Below are 16,491 nucleotides of genomic sequence, written 5' to 3'. Positions count from 1 at the left end.
CTGGGTCCTGCCCCTAAACCCAGGGCAGAACGTCCCCGGCAAGTGTATCGGCCATCTTCGGATCGTGAGAGTGGACCAGCACGCGCGTGGGATCAACGGGGCCGGGGAAAGTGATGGCGCTTGGCACTGTCCGGACAAAACCCAAAGGACTGTAATAGGCAAAATCGCCGACCAGAAGGACAAATGCGATTCCCTCGCGCTCCAGCGCCAGTTCACAGACATGCCTGACCAGGGCACGCCCGGCCCCCTGTTTTCTGAACTCGGGGTCGGTCATCAGCGGTCCGAGCAGGTATCCGTTGACACCACCCAGGCTGATCGGGGTCATACGCACGCTTGCCGCACGCTCCCCCTTGATCTCGGCGATATAGGAAAAGTCGGGATCCACCGCGATCCGCTCGCGCACCCGGAAGGCCGCGCGGGCAAAACGCCCCGGACCGAAGGAAACTTCGTGCAACGCCTCGATCCAGGAATCATCGTCCGGCGTTTCGAGCCGGATGGACAGCGCGGCAGGCGTAGGAACGGTGGCGGCCGGGAGCGGCGAGAGTGCGGTCATTGTAACAATATCCAGATCGATCAAGGCAATACGACGACAGTCGCGCAGTGATGCGCGCTCTAAAGTCGTCGAATGTCTCGCTCGATACCGAACATCATGAACCAGGCTCCATATTGGCCGAAAGCGGATTTAGCACCCTCGATATCTTCGGTCCATCGAAATCGAAGGCGAACACGGTGTTCGGTGTTATCCGTCTAATAATCGAGAACAATCTGGCTAGATATGGGGTTACCGACCACAAGACGAACAGCAAGGAGACAAGCGATGGGGCAGTTGATCGACGGAAAATGGTCGACCCAGTGGTACGACACCAAATCGACAGGCGGAAAGTTCAAGCGTTCGGAATCCGCATTCCGCAACTGGGTTACCGCTGACGGTGCCGCTGGCCCGACAGGTCAGGAAGGGTTCAAGGCCGAAAGCGGCCGATACCATCTCTATGTGTCCTATGCCTGCCCATGGGCACATCGCACCCTGATTTTCCGTGCCCTCAAGGGGCTTGAGGACCACATTTCGGTCTCGGTCGTTTCTCCCAAAATGCCCGATGAAACTGGCTGGGCCTTTACGGGCGAACTGGGCTCCGATACCGACACGCTCAATGGCGCCGACTATCTCTGGCAGGTCTATACCAAGGCGGTGCCCGACTATACGGGCCGCGTGACCGTGCCGATCCTCTGGGACAAAGAGCGCCAGACCATCGTTTCAAACGAAAGCGCCGACATCATCCGCATGTTCAATTCGGCCTTTGACGGGATCACCGGCAACACGTTCGATTTTTATCCCCAGGACAAGCGCGAAGAGATCGACCGCATCAATGCGCGTGTCTATAGCGACATAAACAATGGGGTTTACAAGGCCGGTTTTGCGACAACTCAGGCGGCCTACACCGAGGCGGTCACCGATCTGTTCGACGCTCTGGACTGGGTTGAAAACATCCTGTCACAGCATAAATTTCTGACTGGCTCCACCCCGACCGAAGCCGACTGGCGGCTGGTCACCACGCTTATGCGGTTCGACGCTGTCTATGTCGGGCATTTCAAATGCAACATACGCCGCATAGCCGACTACCCCCAGTTGTCGAAATACCTCAAGGCCCTATGCGAATGGCCCGGCGTCGCAGCGACCGTACATATCGACCACATCAAGACCCACTATTACTGGAGCCACACCACCATCAATCCCACCCGCATCGTGCCGGAGGGACCGGTGCTCGATTTTCTCGGCTGAGTGATCGGTTTGGGTCCGGCACGCGCCTACCATTCGGGAGAGGGCGGCTTGCCCTCCCCGATTTCCGCCAGGCGCCGCGCCGCGCCCGGCGCCATAGGCTCGGGCAGGTCGCCAAGCGCAAACCATCCGATCTCGACGATTTCCCGATTGGGGACGAAGGCCGTCGCTTCGTGGGCCGTATCGGCCAGATAAAGGGCGACATGGTCACGATCGGTATAGCCCGTCGCGTGGTAGAGCCCGAACAACCGCATCGGGCCATCGACCCCATAGCCGGTTTCCTCGAGCACCTCGCGGCGGGCGGCCTGTTCGGCGGTTTCGCCCGGGTCGACACCGCCGCCCGGCATCTGCCAACCGGCGACATACCCATGTCGCACCAGCAACACTTTCCCCTCGACGATAACCGCCGCCCGGGCACCGAGCGTAAGATGCTTGTAAATTCCGCGTGCCCGCAGCAATGCACCGAATTTGAACCGTTCCCATCCTCGGGCCATAACCACTCCTGTCGATCTACCCATGACAAATTGTGGCAAACCCGGCAATCGGCCATTTTCTTGCCTTAGCCACCATGCCAATAGTGCACCCGATGATTACCCTCGCCCATATTTCCGACGTCCATCTTGCGCCGCTTCCTCTTGTCACGCCACGTGAGCTTGCGTCAAAACGCCTGACGGGCTGGCTCAACTGGCAACTCAAGCGCGCCAGCGACATGCGACCCGAAACGCTGATGGCGCTTCTCGACCACATGCAGGCCCATGATCCCGACATGACCTGCGTCACCGGCGACATGGTCAATCTCGCGCTCGACAAGGAAATCGCCAGAGCGGCAAATTGGTTCACCGGACTGGGCGGCCCCGAAAAGGTCTGCGCGATCCCGGGCAACCATGACGCCTATGTTCCCGGTGCGCTCGACAAGGCGCGCGGCGCATACGGCAATTACATGCGTGGCGAAACGCTGGACGACCAGCCCTTTCCCTATGTCCGCCGGTTGGGCATGGTGGCGCTCATCGGGGTGTCCAGCGCCATCGCGACTCCGCCATTCTTTGCCGCCGGCAAGGTCGGGGCCGACCAGATCGAACGCCTGCGCAAGCTCCTGACCCTGCTCGGCGAAGCTGGCTATTTCCGGGTCGTGATGATCCACCATCCTCCCCATGCCGAGTTCGCCGCTTCCCGGCGCCTGGGTCTATGGGACGGCACCGATGTCCGGGCCGTGCTGAAAGAGGCGGGTGCCGAAATCGTCCTGCACGGCCATACCCATTTGTCTTCGGTGAATGCCATACCCGGCCCGACCCAGGAAATTCCGGTCATTGGCGTGGCTGCCGCTTCGGCGGCGCCCGAAGGTCACGACGCGCCCGGCCGCTACAATCTTTTCCGTATCGAAAAGGTCGGGACCGAGTGGACCTGCGCCATGCGCGAATACGGCTATCAGCGCATTGGCGACGAGATCGCATTGCGGCTGCAAATGCGCATATATTAGACAGCAAGTGATTCAAGCGTGCCGTGTCGCGGCGCAAGGCGAGAGCGTGAGCCAGACTTCTTTCATCATCGATGCCCCGGTTTTCGACCCCACCACCGGCGAGGCGCGGTTCGGCTATCGGCTGGGCGAGCACGCCTTTGTCGAGACGCTGCGTTTTCCGCTCGACACCATGGATATGGCACGGGCGGACACTGGTGCCTTTGCCACCCTGCTCGATCTGACCGCCGCCGTGCTGGGGGTGAGCTATTTCAAGCTGCTCGCGCCTTTTGAAATCGATGCCACCGCCCTCGCCCTTTCGCCGGCTCAGCGGGCCTTTTTGCTCGACGTTTACGAAAACGGATTGGGCGAGTTCTACGCCCGCAACGACCTCAAGCGCTTCGGCCGTTTATCGATCACCGCCGGTGATCCGCGCCAGGACAACATTCCGCAAACCCTGCCCGACCGCGCCCTGGTCTTGATCGGTGGCGGCAAGGATTCGCTGGTCAGCGTGCAATTGCTCGAAAGCGCCGGGACGGAGATGAGCCTTTTTGCAGTCAACCCAAAAGGCCCGATCCTGACGTCCGCCGAACGCTCCGGCCTGCCGTTCCTGACTGTCGAGCGCATCCTTGATCCTGAAATGATCGCGCTGGGCAAAAAGCCCGGCTATTACAACGGCCACGTGCCCTCCACAGCCATCAATTCGATGATCGCGGCGCTGGCGAGCCTTTTGTACGGGTATGGCAATATCGTCCTCTCCAACGAGCGCTCGGCCAGCGAAGGCAATATCGAGTTCGACGGGCGCCAGGCCAATCACCAATATTCGAAATCGATCGATTTCGAGCGCGCCATCCGCGACGTGCTGGCCACCGCGACATCGGGATCGCTGGGATATTTTTCGCTGCTGCGCCCCTATTCGGAAGCCCGTATCGCTGCGCTGTTCGCCCGATCGAACCGTTACGACGACGTCTTTTCGAGCTGCAACCGCAATTTCCGCCTCGCCGGCCACGACGGCCCACTCTGGTGCGGAAAGTGCCCCAAATGCCATTTCGTCTTCCTGATCTTTGCGCCACATATGGACAAGGCTCGACTGACCGGAATTTTCGGCCAAAACGTCCTCGACAATCCCGACAACATCGATCCCTATCGCGCGTTGACGGGGCTTTCCGGCCACAAGCCCTGGGAGTGCGTCGGCGAAATTCTCGAAGCCGCGGCGTGCCTGTGGCGCATTGCCGATCACCCCGATTGGCGCGACAGTGCCGTGGTAAAGGCACTCAGGCCGGACCTCGAAGCCTTCTATGGCCCGGCCCGCCTGCAATCGGCCTATGAGGAATTCATGGCCGACAGCGCCGATCACCTCATCCCCGAAAATATCGAAAGCGCGGTTGCTCCCCATGCACATTGACGGTCCCGTTCTTCTTTACGGCGCTGGCCGCGAAGCCCGCTCGACGGCAGCGTTTCTGCGCCGCACCTATCCTGAGCTCGAACTGTTCGTGACCACCGATGACGGCGTCGCCGAACTCGAGGGCGCCAGTTTCATCACGCCCCAGGAGGCAAACCAGGTCTCGCGCTTCGGCACCATCGTCAAAAGCCCGGGCGTATCGCTCTACAAACCGATTTTCGATACCGCCCGCGCCGCTGGGGTCAAGGTCACGTCCAACCTCAACATCTGGGGCGCCCATTTCCGCGAGGGCCGCACAGTGGTCGCAATCTCGGGAACCAAAGGCAAATCGACAACAGCCACGCTGGTCCATCTGATGCTGGAAAGGTCCGGGGTCGATGTGGTGCTGGCCGGCAATGTGGGCATTCCCCCGCTCGATGCCGCCGACAGCGCGCAGACCGTGGTGCTCGAACTCTCCTCCTACCAGACAGCCGATATCGATTTCGCCCCCGACATCGCCGCTATCTCCAACCTTTATCCCGAGCATGTGGACTGGCATGGGGGGCTGGACGCCTATTACCGCGACAAGCTCAACCTGATCGCCAAGGGCCCAAAGCTTGTGGCTATCGGCCCGCAGGCCGCTACCGTCGAGCGCGTCATCAATACAATTCCCGCCACGACCGAACGTATTGCTGCCCTCGATATCGATCTTGGCGACGAGATCCTCATGGCGGCGATGAATTCGCGGCTCAAGGGCGCCCACAACCACGACAACGCGCGGCTGGCAGCGGCTATCGCTCTCGCTGCCGGAGCCACGCGCGAGGGCATATTTGCAGGCATCGAGGCCTTCATTCCCCTGCCCCACAGGCTCGAGGAACTGATGGTCGGCGACATCCTGTTTGTCGATGACTCCATTTCCACGACGCCGGAAGCCACCAAGGTGGCGCTCGCCGCCTACAAGGGCAAAAAGATCGCCCTGATTGCCGGAGGGCATGAGCGCCAGCAGGACTATACCGACCTCGCCAATCTGATGGGGCTGACCAGCGTGGTAATGTTATGCTCGCTCCCTGTCACCGGCCAGCGGCTGGCCCAGGCCGTTCGCGACAACACGCCGATCCCCATTGCCGAATGCTCGACGCTGGACGAAGCCATGCAGGCGCTCGCCAGTGCCGGCCATATCTTTGATACGGTGATCCTTTCGCCCGGAGCGCCCAGCTACAACCAGTTCAAGAACTTCGAGGAGCGCGGCGACAGATTCAAGACCCTCGCCCGCCAGCATTTCGGCCGGGACAATCAATGACTTATGTTTTCCTGCTGTGCGCCATCGTCGCGGAAGTGATCGGCACCTCTGCGCTCAAGGCCGCCGACGGCTTTACCAACCTGGTGCCATCGATCATCGTGGTCGTCGGCTATATGGCAGCCTTCTATTTCCTCTCGCTTACCCTGCGCACCCTGCCGGTCGGTATTGCCTACGCCATCTGGGCAGGATTGGGGATCGTGCTGATATCGATTGTTGGCTGGGTGGTCTTCAGGCAGGCACTGGACCTGCCCGCCGTGATCGGCATGGGGTTGATAATCGCCGGGGTCGTCATCATCAACGCGTTTTCACGCGTGGGGCATTGACGGGGGCTGCTAGGCTATCTTTGAAAAGCTGGTATAGCGCTCTTCGAGCTTGGCCTGCATCTCTTTGACCTTGGCGTCCATACGAGCCTGCACGCCCTGCGCTGCGAGTTCGCCAACCCCTTGAATCTGCATGGTCTGCGCGGCCTGAAAGCCGGACGCGAGAGCGCTAGAGCTTGCCTGGAACTCCTGCATCATTTCACGGCGCTTGAGACGAGCAGCTTCCATCTCGTCCCACGCCGACTGCTTGGGGAGCCAGTTCATCTTCTTGAAACCGGTAACAGCGCTGCTCATGCCAATATCCTGGACGAACGCAGTTAATAATTTCTTAGGCAGGTCCAAACTCGGGCTTGACCTCTTCGAGCTCGATCAGTGTACCGTCGAAATCCTTGGGCTGGAGAAAAACCACCGGCAGCCCATGCGCGCCGATTTTTGGCTTTCCATCACCAAGCACCCGCGCCCCACTTTCAGTCAGCCGTCGCACCGCAGCTTTGATATCGGTGACCTCATAGCAAATGTGGTGCATGCCCCCATCCCGATTGCGCTCGAGAAATGCCGTGATGGGCGAAGCTTCCCCAAGCGGTGCGAGCAGTTCGACCTTGGTGTTGCCGGTCTCGACAAACACCACCCGTACCCCATGCTCTGGCAACTCCTGAACGCCCGAAACGCTCGCACCGAGCATCTCGCGGTAGCGACGGGCCGCGTTTTCGAGATCGGGCACCGCGATGGCGATATGATTGACCCGCCCGATCATCGATTGCTCAGCCTGCCCTCGATGGCATTGAGCACCGAATAGGCCGCATCGAGCACATTGGTGCCCGGTCCGAAAATATCGAGCACGCCCGCCTCGCGCAAAAATTCATAATCGCTGCTGGGAATGACGCCGCCGACCACAACGGCCACATCCTTCAGCCCTCGCTCCCTGAGCGCCGCGATCAGTTCTGGAACCAGCGTCTTGTGCCCCGCCGCCAGCGACGAAACGCCAACCGCATCGACCCCGAGATCTTCGGCATGGGCTGCCACCTCGTGCGGGGTTTCAAAAAGCGAGCCCATGTGCACCACAAAGCCCAGATCGGCGAAAGCGGTCGCGATCACCTTGGCGCCTCGATCATGGCCGTCCTGCCCCATCTTGGCGATAAACAGCGCAGGCGCGCGGCCATAAGAGGTCCTGAACCCCTCAATGCGCCGCACAGCCTCCTCATATTGCGGGTCGCCCGCATAGCTTTGGGAGTAGACCCCTGACAGTACCCGCGTGGTCGCATCGTATCGCCCGAACACATCTTCCATCGCCTGGGAGATTTCGCCCAGAGTGGCGCGAGCCCGTGCCGCCGCCACGGCGGCATCGAGCAGATTGCCCTCGTCCATCGCCGCATATTCGCGCAGCGCATCGAGCGCCGATTGGCAGCGGACTTCGTCGCGCGTGCGACGGATGGTTTCGAGCCGGGCGACCTGGCCGGACCGCACCTTTGTGTTGTCGATTTCGAGCGTTTCGATCGCGTCCTCGGCATCGAGCCGGTAGCGGTTGACGCCGACGATGATCTCCTCACCGCGATCGACCGCCGCCTGGCGGATGGTCGCCGCCTTTTCGATGGCCAGCTTGGGTTCGCCCGATTGCACGGCCTTGGTCATACCCCCCTGCGCCTCGACCTCGTCGATCAGCACTTGTGCCTTTTCGACAAGCTGACGGGTGAGATCCTCGACGTAGTACGACCCACCCAAAGGATCGACCACATCGGTGATCTTTGTTTCATGCTGCAGGATAAGTTGGGTGTTGCGCGCAATGCGGGATGAGGTTTCCGAGGGCAGCGCGATCGCCTCGTCGAACGAATTGGTGTGCAGACTTTGCGTGCCCCCCAAAACCGCGGCCAGCGCTTCGTAGGCCGTGCGCACAACATTGTTGTAAGGATCCTGCTCGGTCAGCGAGACGCCCGAGGTCTGGCAATGGGTGCGCAGCATCTTCGAGCGCGGATCGTTCGCGCCCAGATCGGTCATGATCTTCGCCCACAACGTGCGCGCCGCGCGCAGCTTGGCCACCTCGACAAAGAAATTCATCCCGATGCCAAAAAAGAACGAGAGCCGGCCGGCAAATTTATCGATATCGAGCCCGCGTGCCTGCGCCGCCCGCACATACTCCATGCCGTCCGCCAGCGTATAGGCAAGCTCCTGGATCGCCGTCGCCCCGGCCTCGTGCATGTGATAGCCCGAAATCGAGATCGAGTTGAATTTCGGCATGTGTTCGGCCGTATAGGCAATAATGTCGCCCACGATGCGCATGGAGGGCTCGGGCGGATAGATATAGGTGTTGCGGACCATGAACTCTTTCAGGATATCGTTCTGAATGGTCCCCGAGAGCTTTTCGGGGCTCACCCCCTGTTCTTCGGCGGCCACGATGAACATGGCCAAAACCGGGATCACCGCCCCGTTCATGGTCATCGATACGCTCATCTCATCGAGCGGGATGCCATCGAACAAGAGCTTCATGTCCTCGACACTGTCGATTGCCACGCCCGCCTTGCCCACATCGCCGACGACACGCGGATGATCGGAATCGTATCCGCGATGGGTCGCCAGATCGAAAGCGACCGATAACCCCTTCTGCCCACGCTCCAACGCCCGACGATAAAACCGGTTGCTTTCCTGGGCTGTCGAAAACCCCGCATACTGCCTTATCGTCCAGGGCCGGTTGGCATACATCGTCGCCCGCACGCCGCGCGTGAACGGCTCGACGCCGGGGATGGAACCATCCTCACCCAGATAGGCCGGCTCGACCTCGAGCCCGCCATAGTCGCGGCGCAGGCTGTCGAGCGGGGTGTCACGCAATTCCGCGCTGGCGATATGAGACCAGACATCGCGCGGGGATTTGCCCATCACACCGCCTCAAATTCCATGATGACTGCATCGACGGCCAGCACGTCCCCTGCCAAGGCCTTGAGGCTGGCAACCCGTGCCCTGCGCTCGGCGCGGAGCACATTTTCCATCTTCATCGCTTCGACAATGGCCAAGGGCTGCCCTTCCTCGACGATATCGCCCTCGACCACGTCCACACGGACGACCTGTCCCGGCATCGGGCACAAAAGAAACTGGCTCATGTCGGGCGGCGTCTTTTTGAGCATATGCCGCATGAGGTCGGCCACATGGGGCATCACCACCTTGGCGATGATATCGGCGCCGCGATAGCGCATGCGAAAGCCAGAGGTCACCCGATCCATCTTCACATGCAGGGTGCGTCCGTCGATCTCGGTGGTCGTGAGGCTAGCGCCGGGCTGCCAGCCGTCTTCGATCAACAAAGGTTGGCCGTCATCGGTCATCAGCACAAAGGATTCGTCGGATTTGGGGATGGAAAAATCCCAACGCTTATCCCCGATCAACACGCTCCGCTCGGCGATCACATGTCCGCTGCTGAGCGGTGTGGGCTCGATGAAGCCGCGCGTTTCGAGCTGGAAACTGGCCCGGCAGGCGAGCGCTGCCAGCGTCAGTAATGTATCATCATCAAGCGCGACACCTGAAAACCCGTCGGGAAATTCATCGGCAATGTAGTTTGTTGAAAGCAATCCCTCGCGGAAGCGCTGTTGCTGGGTCACCGCCGAGAGGAACGGAATGTTGTTGCCGATGCCGTCGATTTCGAACTGGTCTAGCGCCACCGCCAGCCCATCCACCGCGTCGATCCGCGTGGGGGCCCAAGTCACCAGCTTTGCCACCATCGGGTCGTAGTAGGGGCTGATCTCGCCCCCTTCATCAACCCCGGTATCATTGCGCACCACGAGATGGGCCGAGGCCTCCGCAGCGGGCGGACGATAGCGCTTGAGCCGCCCTGTCGAGGGCAGGAAATTGCGATAGGGGTCTTCGGCATATATGCGCGCCTCGACCGCCCAGCCCTCCAGTTGCACGTCCGCCTGACTCCAGCGCAACGCTTCCCCGTCCGCGATGCGGATCATTTCCTCGACCAGATCGAGCCCGCTCACCAACTCGGTCACGGGATGCTCGACCTGCAGCCGAGTGTTCATTTCGAGGAAATAGAAATTGCGGTCCCTGTCGACGATGAATTCGACGGTTCCGGCGCTGACATAATTGACCGCCTTTGCAAGCGCCACCGCCTGCGCGCCCATTTTCTCGCGCGTCAGAGTATCGAGAAATGGCGACGGCGCCTCCTCGATCACCTTCTGGTTGCGGCGCTGGATGGAACATTCGCGCTCGCCCAGATGGATGCAATTGCCCTGCCCATCGGCCAGAATCTGAATTTCGATATGGCGCGGCTCTTCGATATATTTCTCGATGAAAATCCGATCGTCGCCAAAGGACGCCGCAGCTTCCGATTTCGAGCGCTCGAAGGCTTCCTTGACATCGGCATCCGAACGCGCGATCCGCATCCCTTTTCCGCCACCGCCGGCCGACGCCTTGATCATCACCGGATAGCCGATGGATTTGGCGATTTTGGCCGCTTCGGCGGCATCAGCGATCAATCCCATATGGCCCGGAACCGTGGACACCCCAGCCTCGGCGGCGATTTTCTTGGAGGTGATCTTGTCCCCCATCGCCTCGATGCATTTGACAGGTGGCCCGATGAAATAGACCCCCTCCTGCCGCAAACGTTCGGCAAAGGCCGGGTTTTCCGAGAGGAACCCATACCCTGGATGCACCGCCACCGCGCCCGTCTGTTTGCAGGCGGCGACGATCTTTTCAATATCGAGATAGCTTTGCGAGGCCGCAGCCGGGCCGATGTGAACGGCTTCGTCAGCCATCCGCACATGCAACGCATCCCTGTCTACTTCAGAATAGACGGCAACCGTCGCAATGCCCATATTTTTTGCCGTTTCGATCACCCGGCAGGCAATCTCACCGCGATTGGCTATGAGGATTTTGCTAAACATCTATACGAACCTCACAGCGGAATATTCCCATGCTTCTTGATCGGTACATGCGCCTGCTTGTTTTTCAGGCTCTCGAAGGCCCGCGCCACCCGCCGCCGCGTGTTGTGAGGCATGATGACATCGTCGATGAACCCGCGCTCGGCGGCAACGAAGGGATTGGCGAAGCGGTCCTCATATTCCTTTGTCCGCGCCGCGATCTTTTCGGCATCGCCCAACTCGGAGCGGTAGAGAATTTCCGTGGCCCCCTTGGCGCCCATCACGGCGATTTCCGCGCTCGGCCAGGCGTAGTTCACATCGGCGCGGATGTGCTTTGAGCTCATCACGTCATAGGCTCCGCCATAAGCCTTTCGCGTGATCACCGTGACCTTGGGCACCGTTGCCTCTGCATAGGCGAACAGCAACTTGGCGCCATGCTTGATGATGCCGCCATATTCCTGCGCCACGCCAGGCAGAAAGCCAGGCACGTCAACAAAAGTCAGGATGGGAATATCGAAGCTGTCGCAAAACCGGATGAACCGCGCGGCCTTCTTTGAAGCATTGATATCGAGGCACCCGGCCAGCACCATGGGCTGGTTGGCGACAACGCCCACGCTCTGCCCATTGAGCCGGATAAACCCGATAAGAATGTTGCCCGCGTGATCCTTCTGGAGTTCGAGGAAATCGCCCTCATCGGCAATCTTTTCGATCACTTCAGCCATGTCGTAGGGCGTATTGGCGTTGGCCGGGATCAGCGTATCGAGACTGTCTTCGCGCCGGTCGATCTGGTCGTTGGTGGCAACCCGCGGCGCCTTTTCGCGCGCCGAGAGCGGCAGAAAATCGAACAGCCGCCGCACTTCAAGAAGCGTTTCGATGTCGTTTTCGAACGCCGCATCGGCCACCGAAGAGAGTTTGGTGTGCGTTCCCGCGCCGCCCAACTCCTCGGCGGTCACCACCTCATTGGTCACGGTCTTGACCACGTCCGGACCGGTCACGAACATGTAGCTGGTGTCTTTCACCATGTAGATGAAATCGGTCATGGCGGGCGAATAGACGGCTCCGCCCGCGCACGGCCCCATGATCACCGAAATCTGCGGCACCGCGCCCGAAGCCTGCACGTTGCGCCAGAACACCTCCGCATACCCGCCCAGCGAGGCGACGCCCTCCTGAATACGCGCGCCGCCACTGTCGTTGAGCCCGATCACCGGGGCACCGTTCTGGACGGCCAGGTCCATGATCTTGCAGATTTTCTGCGCATGGGTTTCCGACAGCGAGCCACCGAACACCGTGAAGTCCTGCGAAAAAACGTAAGTCAATCGCCCGTTGATCGTGCCCCAGCCGGTCACAACGCCATCGCCGGGGATAATCTGCTCGTCCATCCCGAAATCGCGGGTGCGGTGGGTGACAAACATGTCGTATTCTTCAAAACTGCCCGGATCGAGCAGCACATCGATCCGCTCGCGGGCGGTCAGCTTGCCCTTGGCATGTTGCGCCTCGATGCGCCGTGCGCCCCCGCCCTGTCGCGCGTGTTCGCGCTTTTCGTCAAGCGCATCGATAACGTCCTGCATGAAAACCTCCGGCAAATACTCCATTACCCTATAGCGATCTGGCAAAATTTCGAGAGACTTTCGCCGGGCTCGGTTCGAGACCTGCAAAGGTTTTCCATACCAACGCTAAAGGCAATTTATCCCTTGGGCGACACGATCACCCGCCCCCTGACCTTCCCGGCCAGAATGTCTTTGGAAATTTCGACGAGGTCCCCAAGGCCCGCTTCGCGCACCATCCGCTCGTAAACGCCAAACCCGAACAGGGTGGAAAGCCGGTCCCATGCCGCCATGCGCGCTTCGAAAGGCTGCATCACACTGTCGATGCCAGCCAGCGTTATCCCGCGCAAGATGAACGGAATGACACTCGCATCCCACCCATCGCCCGCCGCAAGCCCGACCGCGGCGACACAACCGCCCGTGTGGATCTGCTTGAGCATCTCGCCCAGTGGCGCACCGCCCACACTGTCGATCGCCCCAATCCAGCGCGTTGCCAACAGCTTCTTGCCCGTTGGCGCCAGAACATCACGGCCGACCACTTCCGTAGCCCCGAGCGCCTTGAGCTCGTCGGTGAGCTCGGCTCGCCCTGTCATGGCGTGAACCTTGTATCCGAGCCGCGCCAGGAGCAGCACCGCCATGGACCCCACGCCCCCGCCGGCGCCAGTAACCAGAATATCGCCATCGCCGGGCTTGATCTCTTCGGACTTCAGCCGGTTGACGGCCAGCATGGCCGTCAGCCCGGCGGTGCCCAGAACCATCGCATCGCGGGTCGACATTTCCTTGGGCAACGGCACCAGCCAATCGGCATTGACCCGCGCCCGCGTGGCAAACCCGCCCCAATGCCATTCCCCAACCCGCCAGCCGGTCAGCACAACAGCCTGTCCGGGATGATAGCGCTCGTCGGTGCTTTCGATCACACGGCCGGCGAAATCGACACCCCCGACATGAGGATAGTCACGGACCAGCCCGCCGATACCTGAAAGCGCCATGCCATCCTTGTAGTTAAAGCCCGCCCAATCGATGCCGACCATCACATTGCCCTGGGGCAATCTGCCCTCATCGAGCTCGGTGATCCCGGACGCGACCTTGCCGTCCGCGCCCTTGTCGGTAACCAGTGCTCTAAAACTCATGACGCCACCTCCCACAGGCATCTCACAGTGATTTGCCGAGCGCGTCCAGTCGCAATCGAGCCGTTCGATCAGAAAGGATGGGCCAGCCGGTCGAGCGGCACGCCGGCGCTGATAATGCCGCTCGAGATCGTCCGCAGCAGGTCCGGGTCGAGCACATGCTGGCGCAAAGCGGGCATGATGCCCAGCCGCCTGAACCGCTGGCTCGCCAGCAGCCTTGGAAGATAGGCATTGATGATCTCGGCGTCGCGCAACTGCCCGCCGGCCGCGACCATTACGGCGGTTCCCAGATCGGGAACCGCCGAAACCATGCGTTCCCCCACGGCCACCGCCTGGGCATAGTCGCCCTCGCGCAGAGCCCAGAGCGCCGGGACAATCGAATAGAAATCGGGTGGATTGACCTCAACCGACAGAGCCCGCTGAGACAGGGCCAACGCCGCTTCCCAATTTCCGCTCAGGCCTTCCACATAGCCGTAGTCCGCAAGCACGTCCACCATGGCCGGATTGAGCTGAACCGCCGTGTTGTAAAAGTCGCGTGAGGCTCCGACCTCCCCGGCCAGGAACGCAACATAGGCTCTTTGTGCCCAATTGAATCCGCTCGTCGGCTCCCGGCCGACCGCCTGTTCCGCCAACGCGCGCCCGCTCTCGACCAGGGCCGCACCCTCGGCGGTGTCCGTCCCGACGCGCCAGCCTCGGTCAGCGGTCAGAACAGCCAGAATGGCCGCGCCCTCCGATCGGCCTTCGTCCGTTGAATGGCGCGCGCACCGCTCAAGCGCTCCGGCATCAAAGATTGCGCGCCGCTCACGAAACATCCCATATCCGACAAGGCACGGATAGGGCTCAAGCACCGGATCGTCTTCAGCGCTGTGCGCCGCAACCCAGATCCGCGCCGCCTTGTGGAGGGGGCCGCGCGGACTGCCGAGTCTGAGCGAAAACTCTTCCGATACGTCCTGCAAATTCATGCTTGGGGTACCGTCGCCAAGTGGCACCTCAACTTCAAACGTGGCGACGATCGAGCGTGTCAGTCCATCCTGCACCAGGATCGAATAGAGAATGCCGCGCGACGACCGTCGCGCCACGCCCGAAAGCACATAAATCGCGCCATTTTCCCGTTCGACGTCTTCCAGATCGGCCTGCGGCCCGCCATAGGCGGCCGAAAGATCGGCAAACTGGTTGATGTCGGTGACCAGCTCAAGCGCCAGACCTGCAACGAGCGGTGTGCTGCGCTGGTCGTCAGTGAGATTTTCAAAGTCCTCGACAATAACCAGCGGAATCGCCGGCTGAACGACGGCCGACCCCGATGTCGTGCGCTGTCCCAGCTCAGGCCAGAAATAGAGCGAAGCAAGGAGCAAGAGCGCAGCCGCTGCCCCTGCGACCCATATGGATCGCGATGGCGCCTGTGGCGGCCGGGCGCCAGGTTGCTCCTCGGTCGCACCCGACGGCTCCTGTGCGTCGTCTCCGACGATAGGGATTGAATCCTCGCGCGGAACGAATTCAGGAACGTAGCGACCGACCGGGAGCACGATCCGTATGGGTGCCCTGCCCAGATCGAGTCGGTCGAATTCCTCGATCAGACCCCGCAACCGGCGCGCCTGCACTCTTACGATCGGGTCTGACTGCGGGTCGAAATCTTCGTCACGTCCAAAAACGTCAACGGCAATGGAATAGGCTTTTACCGAACCTGCGCGCCCCGAAAGCTCTGCCTCAACGATATAGGAAAGAAAGGCCGACAGCCTTGGAGATCGCTGCATGGGGGCCCAGGCCAGAAGCTCATCGAGCGCTTGGCGAACGGCTAACTGTTCGTCCTTGGCATACACGCGCCCCTCAGGCATGCGGCCTCCTTTGACCAACCCTAGACCTGTTGGTTTTACATGTAAATCGGCAACCCCGTTACCGCCCGTTACGGCTGATAACGTTCCGCCTGCGCACGAATTGGCCCATATCGCTGAAATCACCGTTGCCTTTGCCGGCATCTGGTGGTTCGGGGCGCCGCGATTGCGGCGGTCTCTTGGCGGAGAGACCTCTGTTTTTTTCCTGTTTGCCGCATGTTTTTTCGCAGTCAGCCAGTTCGTTTCAGACTTGGCCACTCGCGTTTGTTTACTGGTTGGGGGCCAATGACCAGCAATGCCACGCTCGAGCCGCTGTTCGTGCTCGTTGATGACCATATTCACTCCGCGCGCCTGATGCGCAGGGCAATGCAGACGGGTGCTTCATCTGCGCGTGTCGTCTGGATCGGCAACGCCAGACGGGCTGAACGCACGCTCGTCCGCCTTTTTGGATCGGCCGGGTCGCAGCGGCCGGACATGCTGATTGTGGACCTCAAATCTCACAGCGGCGCATCAGCTGCGTTCATTGCCCGGATCGGGAACCTCGCCGCCGCTGCGGACGTTCCGATCGCAGCCATTACAGACATCGGAGCCGACGAAAGCCGTCAAGCGCTCCTCAAGAGCGGAGCCGACGCTGTTTTCGCCCGCCACCACGAGTTGACCGCCTATCGGGCGGAGATGGTGAAAATAATAGATTTCTGGGTACGGGAAACCGTCACCTGGCCCATTCGAGCGTAGCCACCGCGTCCCCGGCTGCGTTCGATAGGGAGGGATGAGCTCCTTAATGCGTCCCCCAAGGAACGTGTTGCATTCATTCCTCCCGACCCTTTTTCCGGCCCCGTGGCCATTTGCGTTGGTCGCGGCTTGTCCCTCCCTTGCCGCGACTGAAAAGACCGGCGGACCTGGCGTCCTCGTTTCGCCG

General features: G+C 60.9%; 15 protein-coding genes. 6 read left to right on the top strand and 9 right to left on the bottom strand.

All coding sequences use genetic code 11. The features are described 5' to 3' along the window. Positions 1-13 precede the first annotated feature (13 nt). Positions 14-553 (bottom strand): N-acetyltransferase, encoded by a 540-nt coding sequence (locus V6617_RS05715; protein ID WP_338609702.1) that lies wholly within the window; start codon positions 551-553, stop codon positions 14-16. Between the two features lie 264 nt (positions 554-817). On the opposite strand from V6617_RS05715, the gene V6617_RS05710 reads away from it, so the two are divergent. Further along, positions 818-1,777: a glutathione S-transferase family protein gene (locus V6617_RS05710; RefSeq protein WP_338609701.1), complete on the top strand. Its 960-nt coding sequence runs from the start codon at positions 818-820 to the stop codon at positions 1,775-1,777. Between the two features lie 26 nt (positions 1,778-1,803). Here V6617_RS05710 and V6617_RS05705 read toward each other — a convergent pair whose 3' ends face one another. Beyond that, positions 1,804-2,268 (bottom strand): NUDIX domain-containing protein, encoded by a 465-nt coding sequence (locus tag V6617_RS05705; RefSeq protein ID WP_338609700.1) that lies wholly within the window; start codon positions 2,266-2,268, stop codon positions 1,804-1,806. Positions 2,269-2,360: 92 nt separating this feature from the next. Here V6617_RS05705 and V6617_RS05700 point away from each other — a divergent pair, with 92 nt between their 5' ends. The 4 genes from V6617_RS05700 to V6617_RS05685 are packed head-to-tail and all read left to right on the top strand — an operon-like array spanning position 2,361 to position 6,231. Then, a complete protein-coding gene (locus V6617_RS05700) occupies positions 2,361-3,251 on the top strand; it encodes a metallophosphoesterase (protein WP_338609699.1) in 891 nt (296 codons plus the stop codon). Between the two features lie 46 nt (positions 3,252-3,297). Next, positions 3,298-4,632, top strand: coding sequence for a hypothetical protein (locus tag V6617_RS05695; protein ID WP_338609698.1), 1,335 nt, complete (start codon positions 3,298-3,300; stop codon positions 4,630-4,632). After that, a complete protein-coding gene (gene murD / locus V6617_RS05690; RefSeq protein WP_338609697.1) occupies positions 4,622-5,908 on the top strand; it encodes a UDP-N-acetylmuramoyl-L-alanine--D-glutamate ligase in 1,287 nt (428 codons plus the stop codon). Before V6617_RS05695 ends, murD begins: the two co-directional genes overlap by 11 nt. After that, positions 5,905-6,231 carry a DMT family transporter gene (locus V6617_RS05685; RefSeq protein ID WP_338609696.1) on the top strand — a complete coding sequence of 109 codons (327 nt, stop codon included), beginning with the start codon at positions 5,905-5,907 and terminating at the stop codon, positions 6,229-6,231. The genes murD and V6617_RS05685 overlap by 4 nt, the downstream gene beginning before the upstream one ends. A 9-nt stretch (positions 6,232-6,240) precedes the next feature. Here V6617_RS05685 and V6617_RS05680 read toward each other — a convergent pair whose 3' ends face one another. The 7 genes from V6617_RS05680 to V6617_RS05650 form a co-directional block, all read right to left on the bottom strand. After that, entirely contained in the window at positions 6,241-6,522 is a 282-nt protein-coding gene (locus V6617_RS05680; protein ID WP_338609695.1) for a hypothetical protein, read from the bottom strand. Positions 6,523-6,556: 34 nt separating this feature from the next. Beyond that, positions 6,557-6,982, bottom strand: a complete 426-nt coding sequence (gene mce / locus V6617_RS05675; RefSeq protein ID WP_338609694.1) for a methylmalonyl-CoA epimerase — start codon at positions 6,980-6,982, stop codon at positions 6,557-6,559. Beyond that, on the bottom strand, positions 6,979-9,096 hold the full coding sequence (scpA, locus tag V6617_RS05670) for a methylmalonyl-CoA mutase (protein ID WP_338609693.1): 2,118 nt from the start codon (positions 9,094-9,096) through the stop codon (positions 6,979-6,981). The genes mce and scpA overlap by 4 nt, the downstream gene beginning before the upstream one ends. Next, positions 9,096-11,096 (bottom strand): acetyl/propionyl/methylcrotonyl-CoA carboxylase subunit alpha, encoded by a 2,001-nt coding sequence (locus V6617_RS05665; RefSeq protein WP_338609692.1) that lies wholly within the window; start codon positions 11,094-11,096, stop codon positions 9,096-9,098. The genes scpA and V6617_RS05665 overlap by 1 nt, the downstream gene beginning before the upstream one ends. A gap of 11 nt (positions 11,097-11,107) precedes the next feature. Next, positions 11,108-12,640 (bottom strand): acyl-CoA carboxylase subunit beta, encoded by a 1,533-nt coding sequence (locus tag V6617_RS05660; protein WP_338609691.1) that lies wholly within the window; start codon positions 12,638-12,640, stop codon positions 11,108-11,110. Positions 12,641-12,756: 116 nt separating this feature from the next. After that, complete coding sequence (locus V6617_RS05655) at positions 12,757-13,746, bottom strand: MDR family oxidoreductase (RefSeq protein ID WP_338609690.1); 990 nt, start codon at positions 13,744-13,746, stop codon at positions 12,757-12,759. 68 nt (positions 13,747-13,814) lie between these two features. Next, positions 13,815-15,575: a hypothetical protein gene (locus tag V6617_RS05650; RefSeq protein ID WP_338609689.1), complete on the bottom strand. Its 1,761-nt coding sequence runs from the start codon at positions 15,573-15,575 to the stop codon at positions 13,815-13,817. 282 nt (positions 15,576-15,857) lie between these two features. On the opposite strand from V6617_RS05650, the gene V6617_RS05645 reads away from it, so the two are divergent. Then, positions 15,858-16,307 carry a hypothetical protein gene (locus V6617_RS05645; protein WP_338609688.1) on the top strand — a complete coding sequence of 150 codons (450 nt, stop codon included), beginning with the start codon at positions 15,858-15,860 and terminating at the stop codon, positions 16,305-16,307. Positions 16,308-16,491 lie beyond the last annotated feature (184 nt).

Source organism: Pelagibacterium nitratireducens (assembly GCF_037044555.1).
GTDB classification, from domain to species: domain Bacteria; phylum Pseudomonadota; class Alphaproteobacteria; order Rhizobiales; family Devosiaceae; genus Pelagibacterium; species Pelagibacterium nitratireducens.
Note: the sequence above shows the minus strand (reverse complement) of the source record. Positions and strands in the feature narration are given on the sequence as shown.